17 protein-coding genes are annotated in these 18,368 nt (G+C 48.0%); 7 read left to right on the top strand and 10 right to left on the bottom strand.

Annotated elements, in window-relative coordinates:
* Window positions 1–43: 43 nt before the first annotated feature.
* Window positions 44–1,180 carry a glycoside hydrolase family 88 protein gene (locus tag FE296_RS13560; RefSeq protein ID WP_124118057.1) on the top strand — a complete coding sequence of 379 codons (1,137 nt, stop codon included), beginning with the start codon at window positions 44–46 and terminating at the stop codon, window positions 1,178–1,180.
* Window positions 1,181–1,501: 321 nt separating this feature from the next.
* Here FE296_RS13560 and FE296_RS13565 read toward each other — a convergent pair whose 3' ends face one another.
* On the bottom strand, window positions 1,502–2,107 hold the full coding sequence (locus FE296_RS13565; protein WP_091019980.1) for a methyltransferase domain-containing protein: 606 nt from the start codon (window positions 2,105–2,107) through the stop codon (window positions 1,502–1,504).
* A 211-nt stretch (window positions 2,108–2,318) separates the two neighbouring features.
* Between FE296_RS13565 and FE296_RS13570 the strand changes: the two genes are divergently transcribed.
* Window positions 2,319–4,691, top strand: a complete 2,373-nt coding sequence (locus FE296_RS13570; protein ID WP_150365395.1) for an Ig-like domain-containing protein — start codon at window positions 2,319–2,321, stop codon at window positions 4,689–4,691.
* 259 nt (window positions 4,692–4,950) lie between these two features.
* Here FE296_RS13570 and chrA read toward each other — a convergent pair whose 3' ends face one another.
* From chrA to FE296_RS13600, 6 genes are all read right to left on the bottom strand, one after another.
* Window positions 4,951–5,496 (bottom strand): chromate efflux transporter ChrA, encoded by a 546-nt coding sequence (gene chrA / locus FE296_RS13575; protein WP_017691072.1) that lies wholly within the window; start codon window positions 5,494–5,496, stop codon window positions 4,951–4,953.
* A 2-nt stretch (window positions 5,497–5,498) separates the two neighbouring features.
* Window positions 5,499–6,086, bottom strand: a complete 588-nt coding sequence (gene chrB, locus FE296_RS13580; RefSeq protein ID WP_124118054.1) for a chromate efflux transporter ChrB — start codon at window positions 6,084–6,086, stop codon at window positions 5,499–5,501.
* 12 nt (window positions 6,087–6,098) lie between these two features.
* Window positions 6,099–6,593, bottom strand: a complete 495-nt coding sequence (gene chrS, locus FE296_RS13585) for a chromate efflux transcriptional regulator ChrS (protein ID WP_036616550.1) — start codon at window positions 6,591–6,593, stop codon at window positions 6,099–6,101.
* A 270-nt stretch (window positions 6,594–6,863) separates the two neighbouring features.
* The gene (locus FE296_RS13590) at window positions 6,864–7,979 is read right to left on the bottom strand and encodes a PAS domain-containing sensor histidine kinase (RefSeq protein WP_124118053.1); all 1,116 of its coding nucleotides are present in this window, start codon (window positions 7,977–7,979) and stop codon (window positions 6,864–6,866) included.
* Window positions 7,972–8,622, bottom strand: a complete 651-nt coding sequence (locus tag FE296_RS13595; RefSeq protein ID WP_017691068.1) for a response regulator — start codon at window positions 8,620–8,622, stop codon at window positions 7,972–7,974. The genes FE296_RS13590 and FE296_RS13595 overlap by 8 nt, the downstream gene beginning before the upstream one ends.
* 108 nt (window positions 8,623–8,730) lie before the next feature.
* Window positions 8,731–9,162, bottom strand: a complete 432-nt coding sequence (locus tag FE296_RS13600) for a GAF domain-containing protein (protein WP_074093163.1) — start codon at window positions 9,160–9,162, stop codon at window positions 8,731–8,733.
* A gap of 373 nt (window positions 9,163–9,535) precedes the next feature.
* Here FE296_RS13600 and FE296_RS13605 point away from each other — a divergent pair, with 373 nt between their 5' ends.
* The gene (locus tag FE296_RS13605) at window positions 9,536–10,312 is read left to right on the top strand and encodes a Crp/Fnr family transcriptional regulator (protein WP_223868873.1); all 777 of its coding nucleotides are present in this window, start codon (window positions 9,536–9,538) and stop codon (window positions 10,310–10,312) included.
* Window positions 10,313–10,471: 159 nt separating this feature from the next.
* Here the strand turns inward: FE296_RS13605 and FE296_RS13610 are convergent, their stop codons facing one another.
* From FE296_RS13610 to FE296_RS13615, 3 genes are all read right to left on the bottom strand, one after another.
* On the bottom strand, window positions 10,472–11,029 hold the full coding sequence (locus tag FE296_RS13610) for a GNAT family N-acetyltransferase (protein WP_150365259.1): 558 nt from the start codon (window positions 11,027–11,029) through the stop codon (window positions 10,472–10,474).
* A 317-nt stretch (window positions 11,030–11,346) separates the two neighbouring features.
* The gene (locus tag FE296_RS32735; protein WP_167483798.1) at window positions 11,347–11,502 is read right to left on the bottom strand and encodes a hypothetical protein; all 156 of its coding nucleotides are present in this window, start codon (window positions 11,500–11,502) and stop codon (window positions 11,347–11,349) included.
* Between the two features lie 153 nt (window positions 11,503–11,655).
* Complete coding sequence (locus FE296_RS13615) at window positions 11,656–11,949, bottom strand: hypothetical protein (RefSeq protein ID WP_150365260.1); 294 nt, start codon at window positions 11,947–11,949, stop codon at window positions 11,656–11,658.
* 224 nt (window positions 11,950–12,173) lie between these two features.
* Between FE296_RS13615 and FE296_RS13620 the strand changes: the two genes are divergently transcribed.
* The 4 genes from FE296_RS13620 (at window position 12,174) to FE296_RS13635 (ending at window position 18,225) form a co-directional block, all read left to right on the top strand.
* Window positions 12,174–13,688, top strand: coding sequence for a DUF6359 domain-containing protein (locus FE296_RS13620; protein WP_223868882.1), 1,515 nt, complete (start codon window positions 12,174–12,176; stop codon window positions 13,686–13,688).
* A gap of 214 nt (window positions 13,689–13,902) precedes the next feature.
* Window positions 13,903–14,532: a sporulation-specific diadenylate cyclase CdaS gene (gene cdaS / locus FE296_RS13625; protein WP_105601592.1), complete on the top strand. Its 630-nt coding sequence runs from the start codon at window positions 13,903–13,905 to the stop codon at window positions 14,530–14,532.
* A 286-nt stretch (window positions 14,533–14,818) separates the two neighbouring features.
* Entirely contained in the window at window positions 14,819–15,925 is a 1,107-nt protein-coding gene (locus FE296_RS13630; RefSeq protein ID WP_017691060.1) for a Glu/Leu/Phe/Val family dehydrogenase, read from the top strand.
* A 233-nt stretch (window positions 15,926–16,158) separates the two neighbouring features.
* Window positions 16,159–18,225, top strand: coding sequence for a methyl-accepting chemotaxis protein (locus FE296_RS13635; protein WP_124118048.1), 2,067 nt, complete (start codon window positions 16,159–16,161; stop codon window positions 18,223–18,225).
* Window positions 18,226–18,368: the final 143 nt, after the last annotated feature.

An 18,368-nucleotide genomic window follows, 5' to 3' on the forward strand; every position in this document is an offset into this window, starting at 1 on the left:
TCAAGCATAGATGTCTGGTATTGAATCGAGGAGGGATATGTTCATGAACACATCAACGTCGGTAAAATGGCTCGAGGAAGCGTGGCAACAGGGGACTGCCAAGACAATTCGGAATGCAAAGCGCATTAAGGATACATTTCCACACATTGCCCCACAAGGGATGTATGATCGGAATGATCCGGAATGGTGGACAGCAGGTTTCTGGCCTGGATTGTTATGGCTGGTCTATCGGGATGCGCCGGAAAGTGAAGCGGCGGCTTCGCTACATCGCATTGCCGAAAGCTGTGAGCGGCAACTGGAGGGTTGTCTACGTGATCCCGAATCGGTGGATCACGATCTGGGGTTCATCTGGCTGCTTAGTGGCGTAGCCAACTACCGCCAGACGGGCAGCATGGATGGACGGCGGCGTGGCATGCTTGCCGCCAACCTGCTCGCTGCCCGGTTCCACGTGCGCGGTGAGTTCATCCGCGCCTGGAACTTCAGCTCGTCAGCAATGGATACGCGCGGCGTAGCCATCATTGACAGCATGATGAACCTTCCGCTGCTCTACTGGGCATCCGAGCAGAGCGGCGACCCTCGCTTCCGCTGGCTGGCGGAAGCGCATGCAGACACCGTGGCGCGCGAATTCATCCGCGCTGACGGGTCCATCTGCCACGTGGTGGAGTTCGATCCACACACGGGGCAGAAGCTGCGAGAGCATGGCGGACAGGGCCATGCTCCAGGTTCCGCCTGGGCGCGGGGCACCGCCTGGGCGTTGCACGGGTTTGCGCTGTCTTTCCGGTATACGGGCGAAGCCCGATATCTGGAGACAGCGGAGCGTGCGGCCGATTTCTTCCTCGCCATGCTTGGCGAAGAGATCGTGCCGGTGTGGGATTTCCGCGCACCTGCGGAGCATCAGGTGGCGTGGGACTCGTCCGCTGCGGCGATTGCCGCGAGCGGGTTGCTTGAGCTGGCGAAGCTGTCGCCACGCGGGGAAACCTATGCCGCCGCGGGAGAACGTATCGTCCGCGGGTTGCATGAGCACTATAGCTCCGGCGACTCGGCAGCGGAAGAAGGTCTGATCATGCAGGGAACGGTGCACTACCCGGAAGGGCGAGGGTTGAATGTGCCGATTATATACGGCGATTATTTCTATATGGAAGCGCTGGCGAAGCTGCGTGGACATGCGGGGTTATTTTAAAAGAAGAATTGAGAACTACGGGTTGGAAGAACCGAAGGTGAGAACGGATTAGTAAGGTATTAGTGTTATGAGCCTTCGAGTTGTTAGCAAACCATCATCACCTGTCCGCATAGAGCTGTCTCCAGTATCAGGAACGATATTCCTTCTATTGGAGACGGAGTATATCTAAGTTTGAGTTTTGAATAGAGAATCAAGGTGAGCGGACAGGCGGATGGTGTACATAATCGAAGGAGGACAAAGAATATCTGGCCTATGAATACTCATTCTTGCGGGTCCAGTTGGGGTGCAGACTTGGTTATGCTTTACTGAAAAAATCGCTTTTCACTTCGAAGGCGTACGTCTCAGGATGACAAAGTCGGCAGAAGATTGATCTGGATAGCGCTGCGGAATAATCTCATGAACTTTGAAATCAGGGTAGTCGAAGAGATATTCGAACAGATTACGGTCCTGGATTGTATCAATCCCCGGATTGCCGTTTTCTTTCAAACGGGTGTAAAGCACCACCCATGCTGTTGAGGAGTGCAGAATATCATAGAGGGTATTACGAAAATCTGTTTCATCCGTGATGTGATATAACACATCCAGACAGACCGTCAGATCGGCTTGCAGGAAACCTCGGTTAATCCATAGTCCTGGTGTATACAGCATGAAACTCTTGGAAGAATCCTTGGCAAATTGGGAAGCACAACGCTTTACTGAAGAAGCCGCTACATCCACGCCCAGGTAGTCCTCATAATTCATGTATTGCAACTGGTTGCCATCCCCACATCCAAACTCAATGACACGATGAATCCCTTCACGTTGAATCAGTCCGTTCACGACCTCGGCCTTGAATTCAGCCAAAACCCCGTATGAACCCCTCCCGGAAGTTTCACCCGAACGATATGTTTCCTCCCAATACCCGATGTAATCAAAAGGCTGACGCATTATGTTTCCTCCAATCCTGTTAAAAGAAGTTCAAGACAGTCAATATACATAGGTATGCGCAATATTCGCAGGTATGATCGGTTGAAACAGGAATAGAAGATAAATTAATTTCCATAGAATTCCCTGAAAATTTCCTGAAAGTCTAAACATCTGGAAAGGACTTGCCGACATTAAACATAAGGAAAAAAATGATGATAATCGGGGGGAAATGATGTTAAAGCCAAGATTGACCAAGTACATGGTGATGATGCTGGTGTTGATGCTGAGTATTTCCAACGTAGGCTTGGCCGCTGCGGCAGACAAAGAACTGTCCAAAATTGTGGTTTCCAAGAATGAGATGTCGCTCGAAGTTGGTGATTCTGGGTCTGTTACGGTGACCGGGGTATATTCAGATAATACCTCGGCTAATGTAACGATTAGTACAACCTGGAGTAGCGAAGATACTTCGATAGCAACTGTATATAATGGTGCAATCACGGCCAAAAAGGAAGGTAAAGCGACGATTACCGCAGCTTACCAGGGTCAGAGCCAGACCGTTCAAGTGAAAGTGACAAAGAAGGTCAAAGCCCTTTCGAAAAACGTGCAAAGTCTGGATTTGCGCACGGGAGATACAAAAGAAATTATTTTGACAGCAACCTATAGTGACAATGAAACAAATAATGCAGCAGCAAGTACGGCAGAATGGTCTACCAGTGATGAGAAGGTTGCTACCGTTGTGAATGGTAAAGTAACTGGACAAAGCGCGGGTACGGCAGTTATTACTGCGAAAGTTGGCAGCCAAAGCGTGACGGTGGATGTTAACGTTGAAGTGGTTAAACGTGTAGATGTAGATAAACAACAGGTTAACCTGTTGTTGAACAAAAGTGAAAGTGTGAAAGTGACGGCTACGTATCCAGATGGCACAACCAAAGATGTAACCGACCTGGCGGAATGGACGTCCAGCAATGAGAAAGTTGCAGACGTTCTTAAAGGCGAAATTACAGGATACTCGGCAGGTTCTGCCAAGATCACAGCCAAATACGGTACGAAATCCGTATCCGTTGACGTGGATGTAGATCTGACCAGCAAGCTGAGTGTGGAGAAACAAAGTATTTTCTTCCGTTTGAGCGAGACAACCAAAACGGCTAATGTCGTTGTAACGGCTTCTTATCCAAACAGCAGCGATGTGAATGTAACGGATCAGGCAACATGGACATCCAGCAACGAGAAGGTTGCAACGGTGTTCAAGGGACAGATCACAGCCATTAGTGCAGGTTCTACAACGATCAAAGCAACCTATAGTGGAAAAACTGTAGAAATTGCTGTAGATGTAGATACGGCAAGATATTTGGATATCAAAGATGTAAATGACAAACTCGCCATGAGTGTTACGGGAGATAACAAGTCCAAGACATTGGTAGCCAATGCCGAATATATTGATGCCAGTACAGAAAATGTAACTTCCAAAGCAACATGGACTTCAAGCAATCCAGATGTCGTATATGTATCAAACGGCGATCTGATTGCATACAAATCCGGTACGGCTACGATCACTGTAGCTTATGGTGGTAAAACAGCTAAGTTTACAGTGAATGTAGACGTAGCAGACAAGTATGAGATGGACAAGAAAAAAGCATCGGTAGCCGTTGGTGGAACGACTTCGGCCAAAGTGCTGGCGTTGTATGGTGAAACATCCAAAGATGTATCTGAAGATGCAACTTGGAGCAGCAGCAGCGACAAAATCGCTGAGGTAGATAGCAAAGGGGTTATCACAGGTGTTGCTACAGGTAAAGTAACCATTACCGCGAAGATTGAAGGCAAAACACTGACTCTGCCAGTTGAAGTAGGTATGGCTAGTGGACTGGAAGCAGATGTGAACTTCGTTGTTCTGTCTGCCAAAGAAACTCAGACGATCCTTCTAACAGGTACGGATGAGGACGGCAACACGTTGGATGTTACATCCGAAGCAACCTGGAAATCCAGCAATGCACGTGTAGCGGATGTGAAAAAAGGCGTGATCACAGGTAACAGCAGTGGTAAAGCCAACATCACAGCAGAATATGGCTCCAAAAAAGTGACGATCCAAGTTGAAGTGGATGTCATCACACGTATTGAAGCTTCCGAGCCGGTCCTTTCCCTGAAATCAGGCGATACAGCTGATCTGACGGTAACTGCCTTCTTGAGCGACGGTAGCGAGCGTGATGTTACGGACAAAGCTGAATGGAAAACGAACAGCTACAAAGTAGCTCAAGTGACCAAAGGTAAAGTCAAAGCTACAGGTTCGGGTAAAGCCAAAATCACAGCAAAATACGGTAGCAAGTCTGTAACAATTGCTGTAGATGTGGATACACTGAAATACTTGCAGACGGATAAAGTAACGTTGACCATGAAACCTGGTGATAAGGTAACTGTGGCGGCTACTGCAACGTATGCTGATGGCAGTGAAGCTAATGTATCCAAACCGGCTCTCTGGAAATCTTCCCGTATTGCAACAGCATCGGTGAAAGATGGAATCATTCAGGCGAACGGCAAAGGTAAAGCAACAATTACGGTGACATTTGCAGGTGTGAAAACCAAAGTAACGGTAGTGGTTGAAGCGAAGTAATTGCTTTTCCAAATGTGTGAGCGTGAAACGCGTAATATCATAAAACGGTGATCCCAGTTTAATAGCTGGAATCACCGTTTTTTTGTATATAAACTGGAGCGTTCTTCAATGCTGCTGAAAGTCCACCATTCGCCAAAGGTACCTACTATGAGTTTTGAGAATGCCTTTCTAAACACGGGCATCCATCCAGAACCCCCGCATACACCCATTGCAGATGTATAACCAAGAGATTCTATGACGTTCCCTGTATGTTCTATAACTACATCGTGTGAGACAGTACCAGCGCACCATAGGCAAAAGCGATCACGATCAGAATGGCTGGGTGCAGCTTGGTCTTGGTCATGACCCAGAGTGAGATGCCTGCAATGATTAACGTCTGCCAGATGCCGATGGAATCAGTGGATAGCTGCCCGAATTCCCATGTAAGCAGAATCATGAGTACAGCGATAACAGGCTGCACGAGTAGGGTCATGCCTTTGACTTTCGGTGACGTGCGATGTTTGTTCAATAGACGAAGTAATATAATTAGTGCGGTTGCGGAAGGCACGATTGTGGCAAAACTTGCGATAAATGCCCCGAACCAGCCTGCCACGTGATACCCGACAAATGCAGCAATTTTGGTTGCAATCGGCCCGGGAAGGGCGTTACCAATCGCCAGTACATCCCCGAATTGCTCTGTGGTCATCCATTGGTAATGGTTCACAATCTCTTCCTGCATGAGCGGAATCGAAGCCGGACCGCCCCCATATCCCAAGATGTTTGCTACGAAAAATCCCCAAAATAATTCCCACCAGGTCTGGAGCATCCTTAGGACACCCCCTTATCGGACTTGCCTTTGGACTTGAAGCGCTGGACTAGCTCCAGATGGAAGACACCATATCCAAGGAAAACCGCGATCACAATCCCCGGATGGATATCCAGCAGCTGCAATAGTACAAAGGCAATTACGCCGAATAGGACGGCAAAAACTTTACCGAGTCCCTTCCAGGCTTTCATGGCAAATTCATAAGCCATCATGCCCAGCATGACAAAAATGACAGGCCGCACAGCGGCTACCATGCCTGCTACCACTTTCGACTCGCGTAGCGCGTACATGGAACCGAGCAGAGCAATGATGGCAATACTTGTTGGCAAAATATGAGCGAGTACGGACACGATGGCACCCAGCACACCTTTGGTTTTATAACCGAGATATGCGGCCATCTTGGTCGCGATGGGACCCGGCAAGGCATTGGCGATAGCCAAAATCTCGCCGAACTCCTCATCACTGACCCATTTGTAACGCGTAACGGCTTCGTAACGAATTAACGGAATAACCGAAGGGCCACCGCCATATCCGAGAATTCCGGTCCGTACCATTCCGATGACGAGACCGTTGTAATCTTTCCAACCCATGCTGATTTCCTCCTAGAGTCTCATGCCCATCCGGCTTTTATAACGTTTCAACAATAGCTGTGATTCCACTTTGACGATACCCGGCATCTTATAGAGCTTCTCCAGCAAGAACTGCTCCATCTCTTCCATATCCGCAAAAATACCGTGCATGTGCAGGGTACTCGGGCCTGTCATATGATAAAGGCTGGTGACGGCTGGCTCTTCATCCAGTTTCTCCGCGACTTCATCCAGGAAGGGCGGTTCAACATCGACATTGAAAAAAGCCGAGACCTGAAGCCCAACTTTGCCAGGGTTGATTACAACGGTGAAGCGTTCGATGATTCCTTTTTCGGATAACGCATTAATGCGCGCCTGAACGGCTACACGCGACAACCCGATCTGTGTGCCCAGATCCGTATAGGATATCCGGCTGTTGTGGTGAAGCGCGGCGATGATTTTGCGATCCATCTCGTCCAGATTGTACATTTGTGGAATTTCTCCTCCTTTGGAGGAGCGTTTCTCTGACATGTTGACCATCCTTTTCTCTCGCTATATGAAATGAACAATGAAATTTTACTGAATATACAATGTGTATGTGGCATTCATAGTTTAATGACGAATCGTAACTGGAGTCAATCTATTTATCATGATTATTGAATTTAACCGATTTTGAACCTTCATTTTGTCATTTCGACCAATCGGAAATAAAAAGACCACTCGCACAGTCCAATAGCGAGCAGCCGTTAATTAATAGATAAGCTGGAGTGAAGCGCAAATTGTGATACGAAGCATGTCCAATTATCCCTGTGCTGTCTTGGGCAGTAAAAGGGTAACGGTAGTCCCTTCGCCAGGCTCGGAAGACACTCTTAACGTTCCTCCTGCACCACGGGCACGCTCTTCCATACTGAACAATCCAACGCCATTCCCAGCAGTTGCTTCGCTGAATCCGGCACCCTGGTCTTCAATAATAACCATCGTCATGTCCTCAGCGTCTTCTATAGTAACACGTGCCTCGGCAACATCGGCATACTTCGCGACATTGGTTAAGGCTTCCTGAATAATCCGGTAGATGGCGATCTCCCGGTTCATCTCCAGACGTTTGCGCAAATTACATTCCAGATCAACTTCGATTCCGTAGTGACGGGTGTAATTCTCGATATACGTACGAATCGCCGGAACAACACCCAGGTCATCCAGAACGGATGGTCTCAGCTCCCATGCCATACCACGTACATCTTCCATAATACCCGTGACCTGCTTACGCAGTGCCTCAACTCCGGCGTGAGACTGTTCTGCCAGCAGTCGGTCCATTTGAATCACCAGAGAGAAGAGACTCTGTCCAATCCCGTCATGCAGTTCACGCGAGATCCGGCGTCTTTCCTCTTCCTGAATGTTCATGACCTGGGACATCATCTTCTGCAATTCACCTTCGACGGATTTCAGCTTGGTGACCTCGCTACGTACAGCCAGGTATTGATATGGCTCCCCGTCGTTATCGAGGAAAGGCACGATGGTAGTGTTGACCCAATAATGACTGCCATCTCTGGCCCGATTGCGAATTTCCCCGTTCCAGACTTTACCTGAGGATATCGTCTCCCACAGGTTTTTCATAAAGCTTTTGCCATGGTATCCGGAATTAATGATTCGGTGATCCTTACCGATCAATTCCTCGCGCTCATACTGCGAAATTTCACAGAATTTATCATTCACATACTGGATTTTCCCCTTGCGGTCTGTCAGGGCTACAATGGAGGATTCATCCAGGGCAAATTTCAGATCACTCAGTTGATGCAGGGAACCCTTCAACCTGCTGCGAAATTCATTATCCGTAATGTGATTATCGATTTCGTTCAGCAGGAGGCGTACAGGCTGGTCTGCGAGTCCACTTAGTCTGTTCTTGCGTGCACTACTCAAAGTTCAGCAACCCCTTTTTCATGGCAAACTTCACCAGTTCCGGTCGTGTGCGCAGGCCAAGCTTCTCCATCAGGTTGCTTTTGTGGGATTCGACCGTTTTGACACTGATGATCAGATGTTCGGCGATTTCCTTGTTGGCGTATCCTTTGGCAATCCAGGACAAAATCTCTTTCTCCCGCTCGGATAACGTGTCATACGGTCCGGCGTTTTCCTGTTTGGCTTTGTCCAGGTATTCACTCATCAGCCGCTTGGTCGCACTTGGGTACAGATAGGCGCTACCCTCTGCTACGGAACGAATTGCGGCAAGCAATTCTTCATGCGGTGCACTTTTGAGTATATATCCAGATGCTCCCGCGTGGATGGCGCGGAACAGATATTCTTCATCGTCATGCATGGTCAGTATCAAAATGGAGACATCCGGCATCAATTTCTTCAATTCAGCGGTAGCGGTCAGACCGTCTTTGCCTGGTGGCATGCTGAAATCCATCAAGACTACGTCTGGTTTCAACTCTTGAGCCTTGGCAATGGCTTCATCGCCATCTGCGGCATCTCCAACGATATGTATATCATTCTTTCCTTCAAGTAAGGCGATCAGCCCGGAACGCACGACAACATGGTCGTCTACAACTAATAGTTGAATCACATGATTTCCCCCTGTCCGCTTCCTTAGTTCTATCTATATCATAACAAAAAAAGAAGCCATTCAGAGCTTTAATCTCCGAATAGCTTCTCTCACGCTCTAGTTCAAACTTTAACCAAACACCTTCGGCTGAAGATGTAGAGCAACTTGCTCCGTCTGCCGGATCATGTCCGGTGAGAAGGTGCAAGGCAATCTGCTGCCAACGAGCAGCACGGCGCCAGGCACGCTTCCTTCCTGGAACACAGGTACCGCTATGGCACTTACCAGCCGCTCAGCAAGCATTAACGGGCAACGACCGGGTGTATGCTCCCCGGTGGATTGGGCATCAGATCGAGCTGTGCGTCCAGTCCGAAGGGCTGTGCCCACCAGATCTTGTCCGGGGCGCATTTCCATGCGTTTCACCCGTTCATTACTAGCCCCAGAGGTGTACTTCCAGCGTAGCATCGTCCCATTCAGACAGGCAAGTCCACAGAAGTCGCTGGATGTGTTCAGGCGCAGGCCGTCGATCATCTCCTGAATGCCAGATGGCAGTTCATCATGCATGAGAGGACACTTCCTTTTTCGAAATTATAACGTACGTGACGTGTAATTATTATCATTAACCTTTTAGGATCATCTTAAAGTAAGGGTATTACAATGTTAGTTCTATTGTAGACCCTTTCTCGTACGTTGTAATTCAGGGAAAACCCCTATTTCCGTTCTATAATTTACTGAACATGGGCAGTGGAGGGCTCCTGATTCAGGTGCACCAAGGGATTGAAGAAATGCGAAGGATGAGGCATATCGGTGAAATGTGACTTTTCTCACAGCAAATTCAGGGAGTTTCTCGATAAGGATCAGGTAATCCCCCGATAACCCTCGCGCTACTTTCGCGGTATGATGGATACATAAGGAATCACCGAGGGGGACGAAGGTTATGGGTACAGTATTTGTAGAAAGAACAACCCAAAGAGCAGAGCAGAAACAAACGGAGGCGGGCAAAATGACACGGGAAACAGGCGGAATCCTTTCGTTCGTTACACCTGAGCAATGGGACCTGATTGAAGCAAAAATGCAGCCCAAACGGGTGAAGTCGGGGTATAGTCTCTTTCTCGAAGGCGATGAAGCCGGATATCTGTACTACATTCGTTCGGGACGAGTGAAAATGACCAAGTCGACGGAGGATGGCAAGGAAATTATTTTATCCATTCAGCAAAGCGGCGATCTCATCGGTGAATTCGGCGGCATCGGCGGATTGAATCATAGCTACAGTGCAGAGATGGCGGAAAAAGGGGAACTGGCCATTATCTCGCTTAGCGATCTGGAAAGTATACTCAGCAAACATGGTGATCTCGCCTTGAAATTCTTGCAATGGATGGCGCTGTCGCAGCGGATCACCCAGTCGAGATTCCGTGATCTGCTGCTCTATGGCAAGGCGGGTGCGCTCGCTTCGACACTGATCCGTGCCAGCAATTCGTATGGCAGGGTTACACCGGATGGCATCGTGCTGGACATGAAGCTGAACCATACCGATCTTGCTGAGATGATTGGAGCTACCCGGGAGAGCGTAACGCGGATGCTGGGGGCATGGAAGGAACAAGGTACGCTGGATATGATGGACGGCAAACTGATGATTCGGGATCTGGCGGCCCTGCGCTGTATGTGTGGATGTCCGACATTCCCGAGCTGTCCGGTAGAGCTGTGCCGACTGTAACATAGCTTGTTCCGGGTGTTACGAGTTGAGGGAAGAACAACGGTTGCATTCCCGAGGAACAAATTCGATTTGGATTCCAAATGAGCTTCAAGGCTTCACCTCCATTGGCGATTGGGGTCGTTACGGAGTAAAAGAAAAGCTGGCTCCCATATATGGGAGTCAGCTTTTTGTGTTTCTTTGAAATTGTTCATGTGCATATTCACTGGAGAGAATCGAATAGATCACAGAGTCATGAAAGGAACCTTTGTAGAACCAGTGCTCGCGTAATAGCCCTTCTCGCTGCATGCCGATCTTCTTCATAACGTTCTCGGAAGCCTTGTTGTTCGGGCGGCATTTCGCGTAGATGCGGTGTACACCAAGTGTATTGAAGCCAAAGCCTAGTAGAGCACTGGCTGCTTCGGCGGCATAACCATTCCCTTGATAGGCGGGATTAAGGACGTAACCGATCTCTGCATTGGTTTTCTCCATCACGTGAATACCTACTCCGCCAAGGAGAGTTCCATCACTTTTCAAACATATCGCCAGTTCATAGCCTTCTCGTGGTTTTGTCTTCTGCATGTCCAACACAAATTCCACATAAGCTCGTGTATCTTCTTCGGTATTCGGCCCCCACGCCGTATGCTGTGTGACTTCAGGCATGGATGTGTAAACATGAATCCTCTCCCAATCGGTCTCCCGAATCTCCCGGATGATCAATCTGTCAGTCTCCAGTTGCATCGTTGTTCACTCCTATATCAATTGAACTAAAGAATATTACACTTGCCACTCCGATGACAGAACAACCTTCCGATTGCTGTTACCCCCAGATTTTTTTGCTTCCCTTTTTCAAAGGGGAAAATCCGGGGATAAAGGCGAGGTGTATGCTTCCGAAGCAGCTTTCTTTCAGAAAGCTTTTAGCTCCGCTTCTCCAGGTTATTTCTGTCCTCTCCGTTTCTCGTGTAAATGTTTAGATCAATTATATTGTAAAATAAAAATAGCCCAATAACCGATTCATGTAAAGAATGGGTTATTGGGCTATGTAAGTATGTGGAATGCTATTGTGGTTGTTTACATTGAACTGAGGGATAAGTATACGCCAGCTTACGAATGATTTCCTTTTGCCATCTCGTATCACCCAGGTTGGTTGCCAGGTTCAGAAGATCCAAATAATCGTCAAGCTGCAGGTCAGCCTTTTGCAGAGTTGTATTCATTCGATGTTCGTTCCCCTTTATCTATAAAATCGTAAAATCATATGCAGTAGAAAGTTACAAAGAGACAAGTTCAATAATGATAATCATTATCACGTTTATATATTCATTATGCAATGAACGCTGGCAAAATGCAATCCCAAGTCCGCATCAAATTTAACTTTTTTCTGAAAATAGGCTCATCCACAGCACATAGGGAATGTATACACCGAGATATGCGGACGGATACAAGAACCAGCCATTCAATAGGAAATGGTGAATCTCGGTAGTGAATGTGGTCATATGAGCATTCGTAGCATACACATCACCAGCGATAACAGTTGCCGCAATGTAGAAACAGAGTAGCGCAAGAATATGGAATACTCGGGTGACCATCCGGGAACGAAGAGCAACATAAACCATAATTAGCGGAACAATTAACAAGAGCAACAAAAATACCAACTTCATCATCGTTGTACTCCTTCGGTAAATGGAATTCTAATGATAGTCAGTATGGGCCAATAGACTCAACTTCTAAACTTTTTCATAAACTTTACAAAAAGAAAGAGGAATTCAGCATATGAACAATTAAATTAAAGGAGGATAACCCAATATCAGGTAATTTGGAGGAGGAGAAAGGGAATATGAAAAAGGCGTTATGGCAGCACTGGATCGGGGCATTCCTGGTCTTTATCATGATGGCAACCGCACTGCTGGGGCCGGGTTCGCAAAGTCCGGTACAAGCTGCAGCACCACTTACGGTATCTCAGGCCATCGCTGCCCAGAGCGGTGGAGGAACAGCAACGGTTGAAGGAATCATTGTTGGACATGCTACCGGGTCACTTACCGCGAAGTTTACATCTCCGTATGCCAATGATTTTAATGTTCTGATTGCAGATTCAGCATCAGAGCGAACCAACGCCAGATTATTGGATGTACAGATTCCCTCATCTTTCCGTTCGCAATATGGATTGGCCTCCAACCCCAGTCTTGTGGGCAAAAAGATCATCGTAACCGGAACCCTCGGTGCCTACAACAGCTATGCAGGAATCAAAAACCCAACGTCCATCACACTTTCCTCCGGAACAACCAATCCTGATCCAGAACCGAACCCGGGCACAACACTGCCGGACGGTACCGGCAAGAAAGTATTGTTCGATAATACTCACGCCCAGACAGCAGGTGCTGCCGACTGGATTATTGACGGGGCATTTTCGGATTTTGCCAATGGTTTGCGAAGCGCAGGCTTTGCCGTAGATCAGCTGGAACGCAGCATCCCGTATACATTCGGTGAGCAAGCCATCACCTATAATAAATTGAAAGATTACGACGTCTTTGTCATTGGCGAAGCCAACGTGCCGTTCAAAGCGACAGAGCAGGCTGCGCTGGTGCAGTACGTGCAGAACGGAGGAAGTGTTTTCTTCATCTCCGACCACTATAATGCAGACCGCAACAAAAACCGCTGGGATTCTTCCGAAGTATTCAACGGCTATCGCCGCGGTGCCTTCCTGAATCCGGCCAAAGGCATGTCTTCGGCTGAAGCAGAATCACCAGCGATGCAGAGTGTGACGAGTTCAGACTGGCTGGCGACGAACTTTGGTGTCCGTTTCCGTTACAATGCTCTTGGAGATGTAAATGCATCGGATATCGTTGCACCTGCACAATCCTTCGGCATTACGGCTGGTGTTAATTCTGTAGCCATGCATGCGGGATCGACTGTTGCGATTATAGACCCTAACAAGGCCAAAGGCTTGGTGTATGTACCAAGTGGTGTGTCCAAGTGGGGCAATGCCGTGGATCAGGGCGTATATAATGGTGGTGGACGAGCTGAAGGAGCCTATGCAGCCATTGCAAAGGTTGGTGCGGGCAAAGCCGCATTTATCGGCGACTCTTCACCGGTGGAAGACGCGACTCCGAAATATTTGCGTGAAGAGACAGGTGCTACCAAGAAGACCTATGATGGATTCAAAGAAGTGGATGATGCAACGTTCCTTGTGAATACTGTGAAATGGCTCGCGGTCAAAGAGAGTTACACCAGTCTGGCGCAAGTGCCAGGACTGACATTGGATACAGCCACAAGCCTGCTTCCTATCGAAGCTCCGGCTGCATCAACCGAGCCGCAACTTGAGCCATGGGCTGCACCTGCGGCAGGGTACAAATGGTATGACCCGACTACATTTAAGGCAGGTTCATACGGAAAAGCGCAATAAGTGAAATAGACAGGACATCAAATAATGCGAGTAGAGTCTGACCGTGGAAGTTTGTTCGCGGACAGGCTCTTTTTTGCTTGTTATATCAGTTAAATTGAAGCCCGTGATTAGCTCACACCGCACTGTCATTGTATATATACTTGCTCCTGAGGGGAAGGTATGGGTATTCAGGATGTGTGCGAGGCATTAATCGAATTAAAGGAGGAGGCGACGTATGATGAATCGGCAAGCAGACTGTGACAGTTCCACGATGAGACACAAGCTCAAGGCAGACCTCCATCGTGTAGCAGAACGTATGAATCTGACGTTATCCCGGTTTGACAATGACAGTGCCTGTCTGCTGGGGCAATTTGCAGAGATTCGAGCGGAGATCAAGCAGATCGAGGTGCTCGCCTCGTCGTTTTATCTGGATTGTTATCTGTCACCCTTTACCGAGAAGTTTGCCGAATTAACATCGAGCGTACAGCATCTATCTGACCGGAGATATGGGGCACTAATTGTGATTGAACGGGAGATTCCGTTGGAGTCGATCATCCACTCAGGGGTGGCAGTGGATGCAAGAGTCACCCATGCGCTGCTTGAATCACTGTTCATTCCCGGTGCGCCATTACATGACGGGGCTGTGTTGATTCGTGGCAATCAAATTGTATCCGCTGGTAATGTGCTGCCGTTGTCGCAAGCGGAAGTGCATGAACGAAAAATAGGCACTCGTCATCGGGCAGCACTGGGACTCAGTGAATTGACGGATGCGGTTGTACTGGTTGTCTCCGAGGAGACAGGACAGGCTTCATTTGCTGTAGATGGCGATTTACATCCAATCAATGTGGTTGAAACGCTCCCTTAAATGTGAACGATCAAGTGCCTACTTGGGGCGATTAAGATGAGGCTATTGAGGGAAGTATACCTTTCTCCTGTAAGGGAGAGAGGTTTTTCTATTGCTAGACGATAAAATTATAATCTGAAATTTGACAGCTTTGCTCTCGCCACATGAGAAACATCGATCGATGCTTCTCTGACATTGCGATGTGATTTTGCACAAACTGGGTATTCATGGGTACAATAGAGGATGGTCAATGAATAGAGAACAATGCGATTGGATCGCAAAAATGGTTGGAGGAGACGGTTAGCACATGAGTTGGTTTGAAGCAATGGAGCATCACGATTATGAGGAACTGGTTCTGTGCCAGGATCGAAATTCAGGGTTAAAAGCAATTATCGCCATACACGACACAACACTCGGCCCTGCGCTGGGAGGCACCCGGATGTGGACTTATGCTTCAGAAGAAGCAGCCATTGAAGATGCCCTGCGCCTTGCCCGTGGTATGACATATAAAAATGCGGTATCCGGCCTGAATCTGGGCGGTGGCAAAACCGTTATTATCGGAGATCCAAGGCGGGATAAAAACGAAGCGATGTTTCGAGCGTTTGGACGATATATTCAAGGGTTGAACGGACGTTATATCACGGCCGAAGATGTAGGAACAACGGAAGAGGACATGAACCTGATCTATCAGGAAACCGATTATGTGACAGGCATCTCGGCGAGCTATGGTTCATCCGGTAACCCATCACCTGCAACGGCTTGGGGTGTATATCGGGGGATCAAGGCAGCAGCCAAAGAAGCATTTGGTACCGATCTGCTGGAGGGTAAAACGATAGCGGTCCAAGGTGTCGGCAATGTGGCGATGCATCTGTGCAAATATCTGTATGAGGAAGGTGCACATCTGATCGTTACGGATATCCATAAGGACTCGGTGAAACAGGCTGTGGATCGCTTTGGCGCAACAGCTGTTGATCCCGCAGACATCACTAGTGTGGATTGCGATATCTATGCACCATGTGCACTGGGCGGCACGATTAATGACGATACACTCAAGACGCTCAAGGCGAAGGTTGTAGCGGGCTGTGCCAATAATCAGCTGCTGGAGACCCGTCATGGGGATCAGTTATATGATATGGGCATCGTATATGCGCCTGACTATGTTATCAATGCAGGTGGCGTGATTAACATTGCGGATGAGCTGAATGGTTACAACGCGGATCGGGCGTGGAGCAAGATCGGAGAGATCTATTCCAATCTGGAGAAAATATTCGAAAGCTCACGTACCGAGGGCATCGCTACCTATGTTGCCGCAGATCGTCTGGCTGAGCGACGGATCGAACAGATGAAGAATACGCGCAGTACATTCTTGCAGAATGGCCACCACGCGCTGAGTTCCCGGAGATTGCGCAAGTAAACAGTATTGAATCATTACCAAATCTGTAAACGGTCTGTTAGATAACGGCAACGTCCATTCCTAAAATGGATAGTGTCGATCTAACAGGCCATTTTTTATGTTGTTATCCAAAATAAAAAAAAGAAAAACAGTGGCAATATCTCCCTAATTGATCAACTCCACTATGTATTTTTCCGATAATGTATGTACATCGTTCAGATGCAGATGGTTCAGGGAAGTGGGGAGAAGTGAAAATGGGGAAAAGTCAAGGGGTAGCACACAGGCTTAAAAATGTGTCGCTTAAAATCAAGCTGCCTTTCATGATCAGTGTATTGGTTGTTTTGGTTCTGCTTGGTGCAACGACCACAAGTTATATGATTTCATCTGATGTTGTGGTCAGAAAAAGCAAAGATGAGATTAATGTGATGGCTGACCGCCTTGGGGAAGGGCTTTGGACAGCGATGCAGCTTCAGCAACAGATGAGTCATGCAATATCCGTACATAACACGTTCAAAGAACTTTTGAAGTTACGTGATAGCAACGAAATGACAGATGAAGCCTTTTTGACGGATGAGAATCCATATTTCAACAGAGCGAATACGATTCTCACCGACAGTATATCCGACAAGGTCGAGAGCAAGCCGGACCTGTTCGTGTTTGACAAGGAAGGAACCATGGTGGCGGGAACCATGCCGGATGTCATTGGGCAGTCACGGGGAGATCGGGAATATTTTAAGGAGTCCATACAGGGGAAATCCTTCATCAGTGACGCGGTCGTCTCTAAGACTGGCAAGAAGCTCATTATTGTATTCTCGGAGCCCATCACCGATGAAGAGGGCAATATTCTGGGGGTGTTCGCCATGTCGGTGGACAGCAGTTTCTTCCTTGGACAACTTGGCGACATCAAAATTAATGGCCAAGGCAGAGTTGAAGTGCTGAGTCGGAGTGGTATCATCATGTATGATTCACTGGACCCTTCCGTTGTGGGGCAAACGCTGGAAGAGGATAAAGATGCCATGGAGCTTATACAGGCCAGGGCCACCGACAAAGTCAAGATTACTTCGATGGATCGAGATGATATCTACTACCGTGTTAATCAGATTCCTGACGCAGATCTCTCCGTGGTCATTATTGACGATTATGATGATATCAAAGGTCCATTAGAGGATATGCAACGCCAGATGGTTATCGTGACATTGATCGGAATTGCTCTGGCTATTGGCGTAGGATTATTGATCTCTCGTAGTATTACGAGACCTATCGTTCGTCTGATCGGGCTGTTCCAACAGCTTGCTCAAGGGAATCTGACCGTCAAGGCCAATGGTAGATATAACAGTGAATTCAAGGATCTGGCGGAAAGCTTCAATGGCATGGTGGAGCAGAACAGAAACCTGATCACCGATATGAATAGCTCGATCCATGTTCTTCAAGCCAGCACGCAGGAGCTGGAGGAAACATCCAGGCAGACGGCAAGATCCATTGATGAGACATCGGCGACGTCCATGGGCATTGCCAAGGCGATGGAGGCCCAATCGGAAGATACCGAGCAGATTGCAGGCAAATTCAACAGCTTTGGTGATAAAGTGGCTGCCATGAACAGCAGTGCACAGGATGTGAAGGCAAGAGCGGATGAGATCGAAAGTGTATTCCACAACGGCAATGAAGTCGTGAATGAGCTGATGCGTATCAATGAGGTGAACGAGCGCGAAGTGGAGAAGATCTCGGAGATTACCGTCAAACTTCAAACGAGTTCGGGCAGTATTAGTCAGATCACGGAAGCGATCAGCCAGATTGCGAAGCAGACCAATCTGCTTGCATTGAATGCTTCCATTGAAGCATCACGGGCCGGGGAGCATGGCAGAGGATTTGCGGTTGTGGCAGAGGAGATTCGCAATCTGGCAGAGCAGAGTTCCCGCCAGTCCAAGGAAATCTCCAGCATTATCGAGCAGAATCTGGCCGATGTCGCCGAGAACAACCAAAGTGTTGCCGAAATTCACACCATCTCGTCCAGACAGGATGAGCTTGTCTTGCAGACTCGTCAGGCGTTTGATGTAATTTTGGAGAAGGTAACGGTCATTAATCAACAGATCGCTACGATGGCAGGACAGATGCAGGAGATGTTACAGAACAAGGATGATGTACTGGAGTCAGCCCATAGTTTGTCAGCTTCAGGAGAGCAGGTATCCGCTTCGGTTGAAGAGGTAACAGCAACCATGATGGAGCAATCTTCAACGGTACAGCAGTTGGCCAACATGGTCGATACGATCGATCAATTGACGCAAAAACTGGCTGAATCGGCTGCGCGATTCAAGGTGGAGTAAGGTTAGTTGAATAGGTTTAGAGGGAAGGAAGGCAAAAGGCACTCTGTATGAGTGCCTTTTGCTTTGTTTTTTTAGGGTCTCGATCAATGTGCTCTAGTCCATTTATTGATCAAGAAGATCAGCGGTTGAAAGAGGGGTACTAA

Source organism: Paenibacillus sp. UASWS1643 (assembly GCF_008693195.1).
Lineage (GTDB): Bacteria > Bacillota > Bacilli > Paenibacillales > Paenibacillaceae > Paenibacillus > Paenibacillus amylolyticus_B.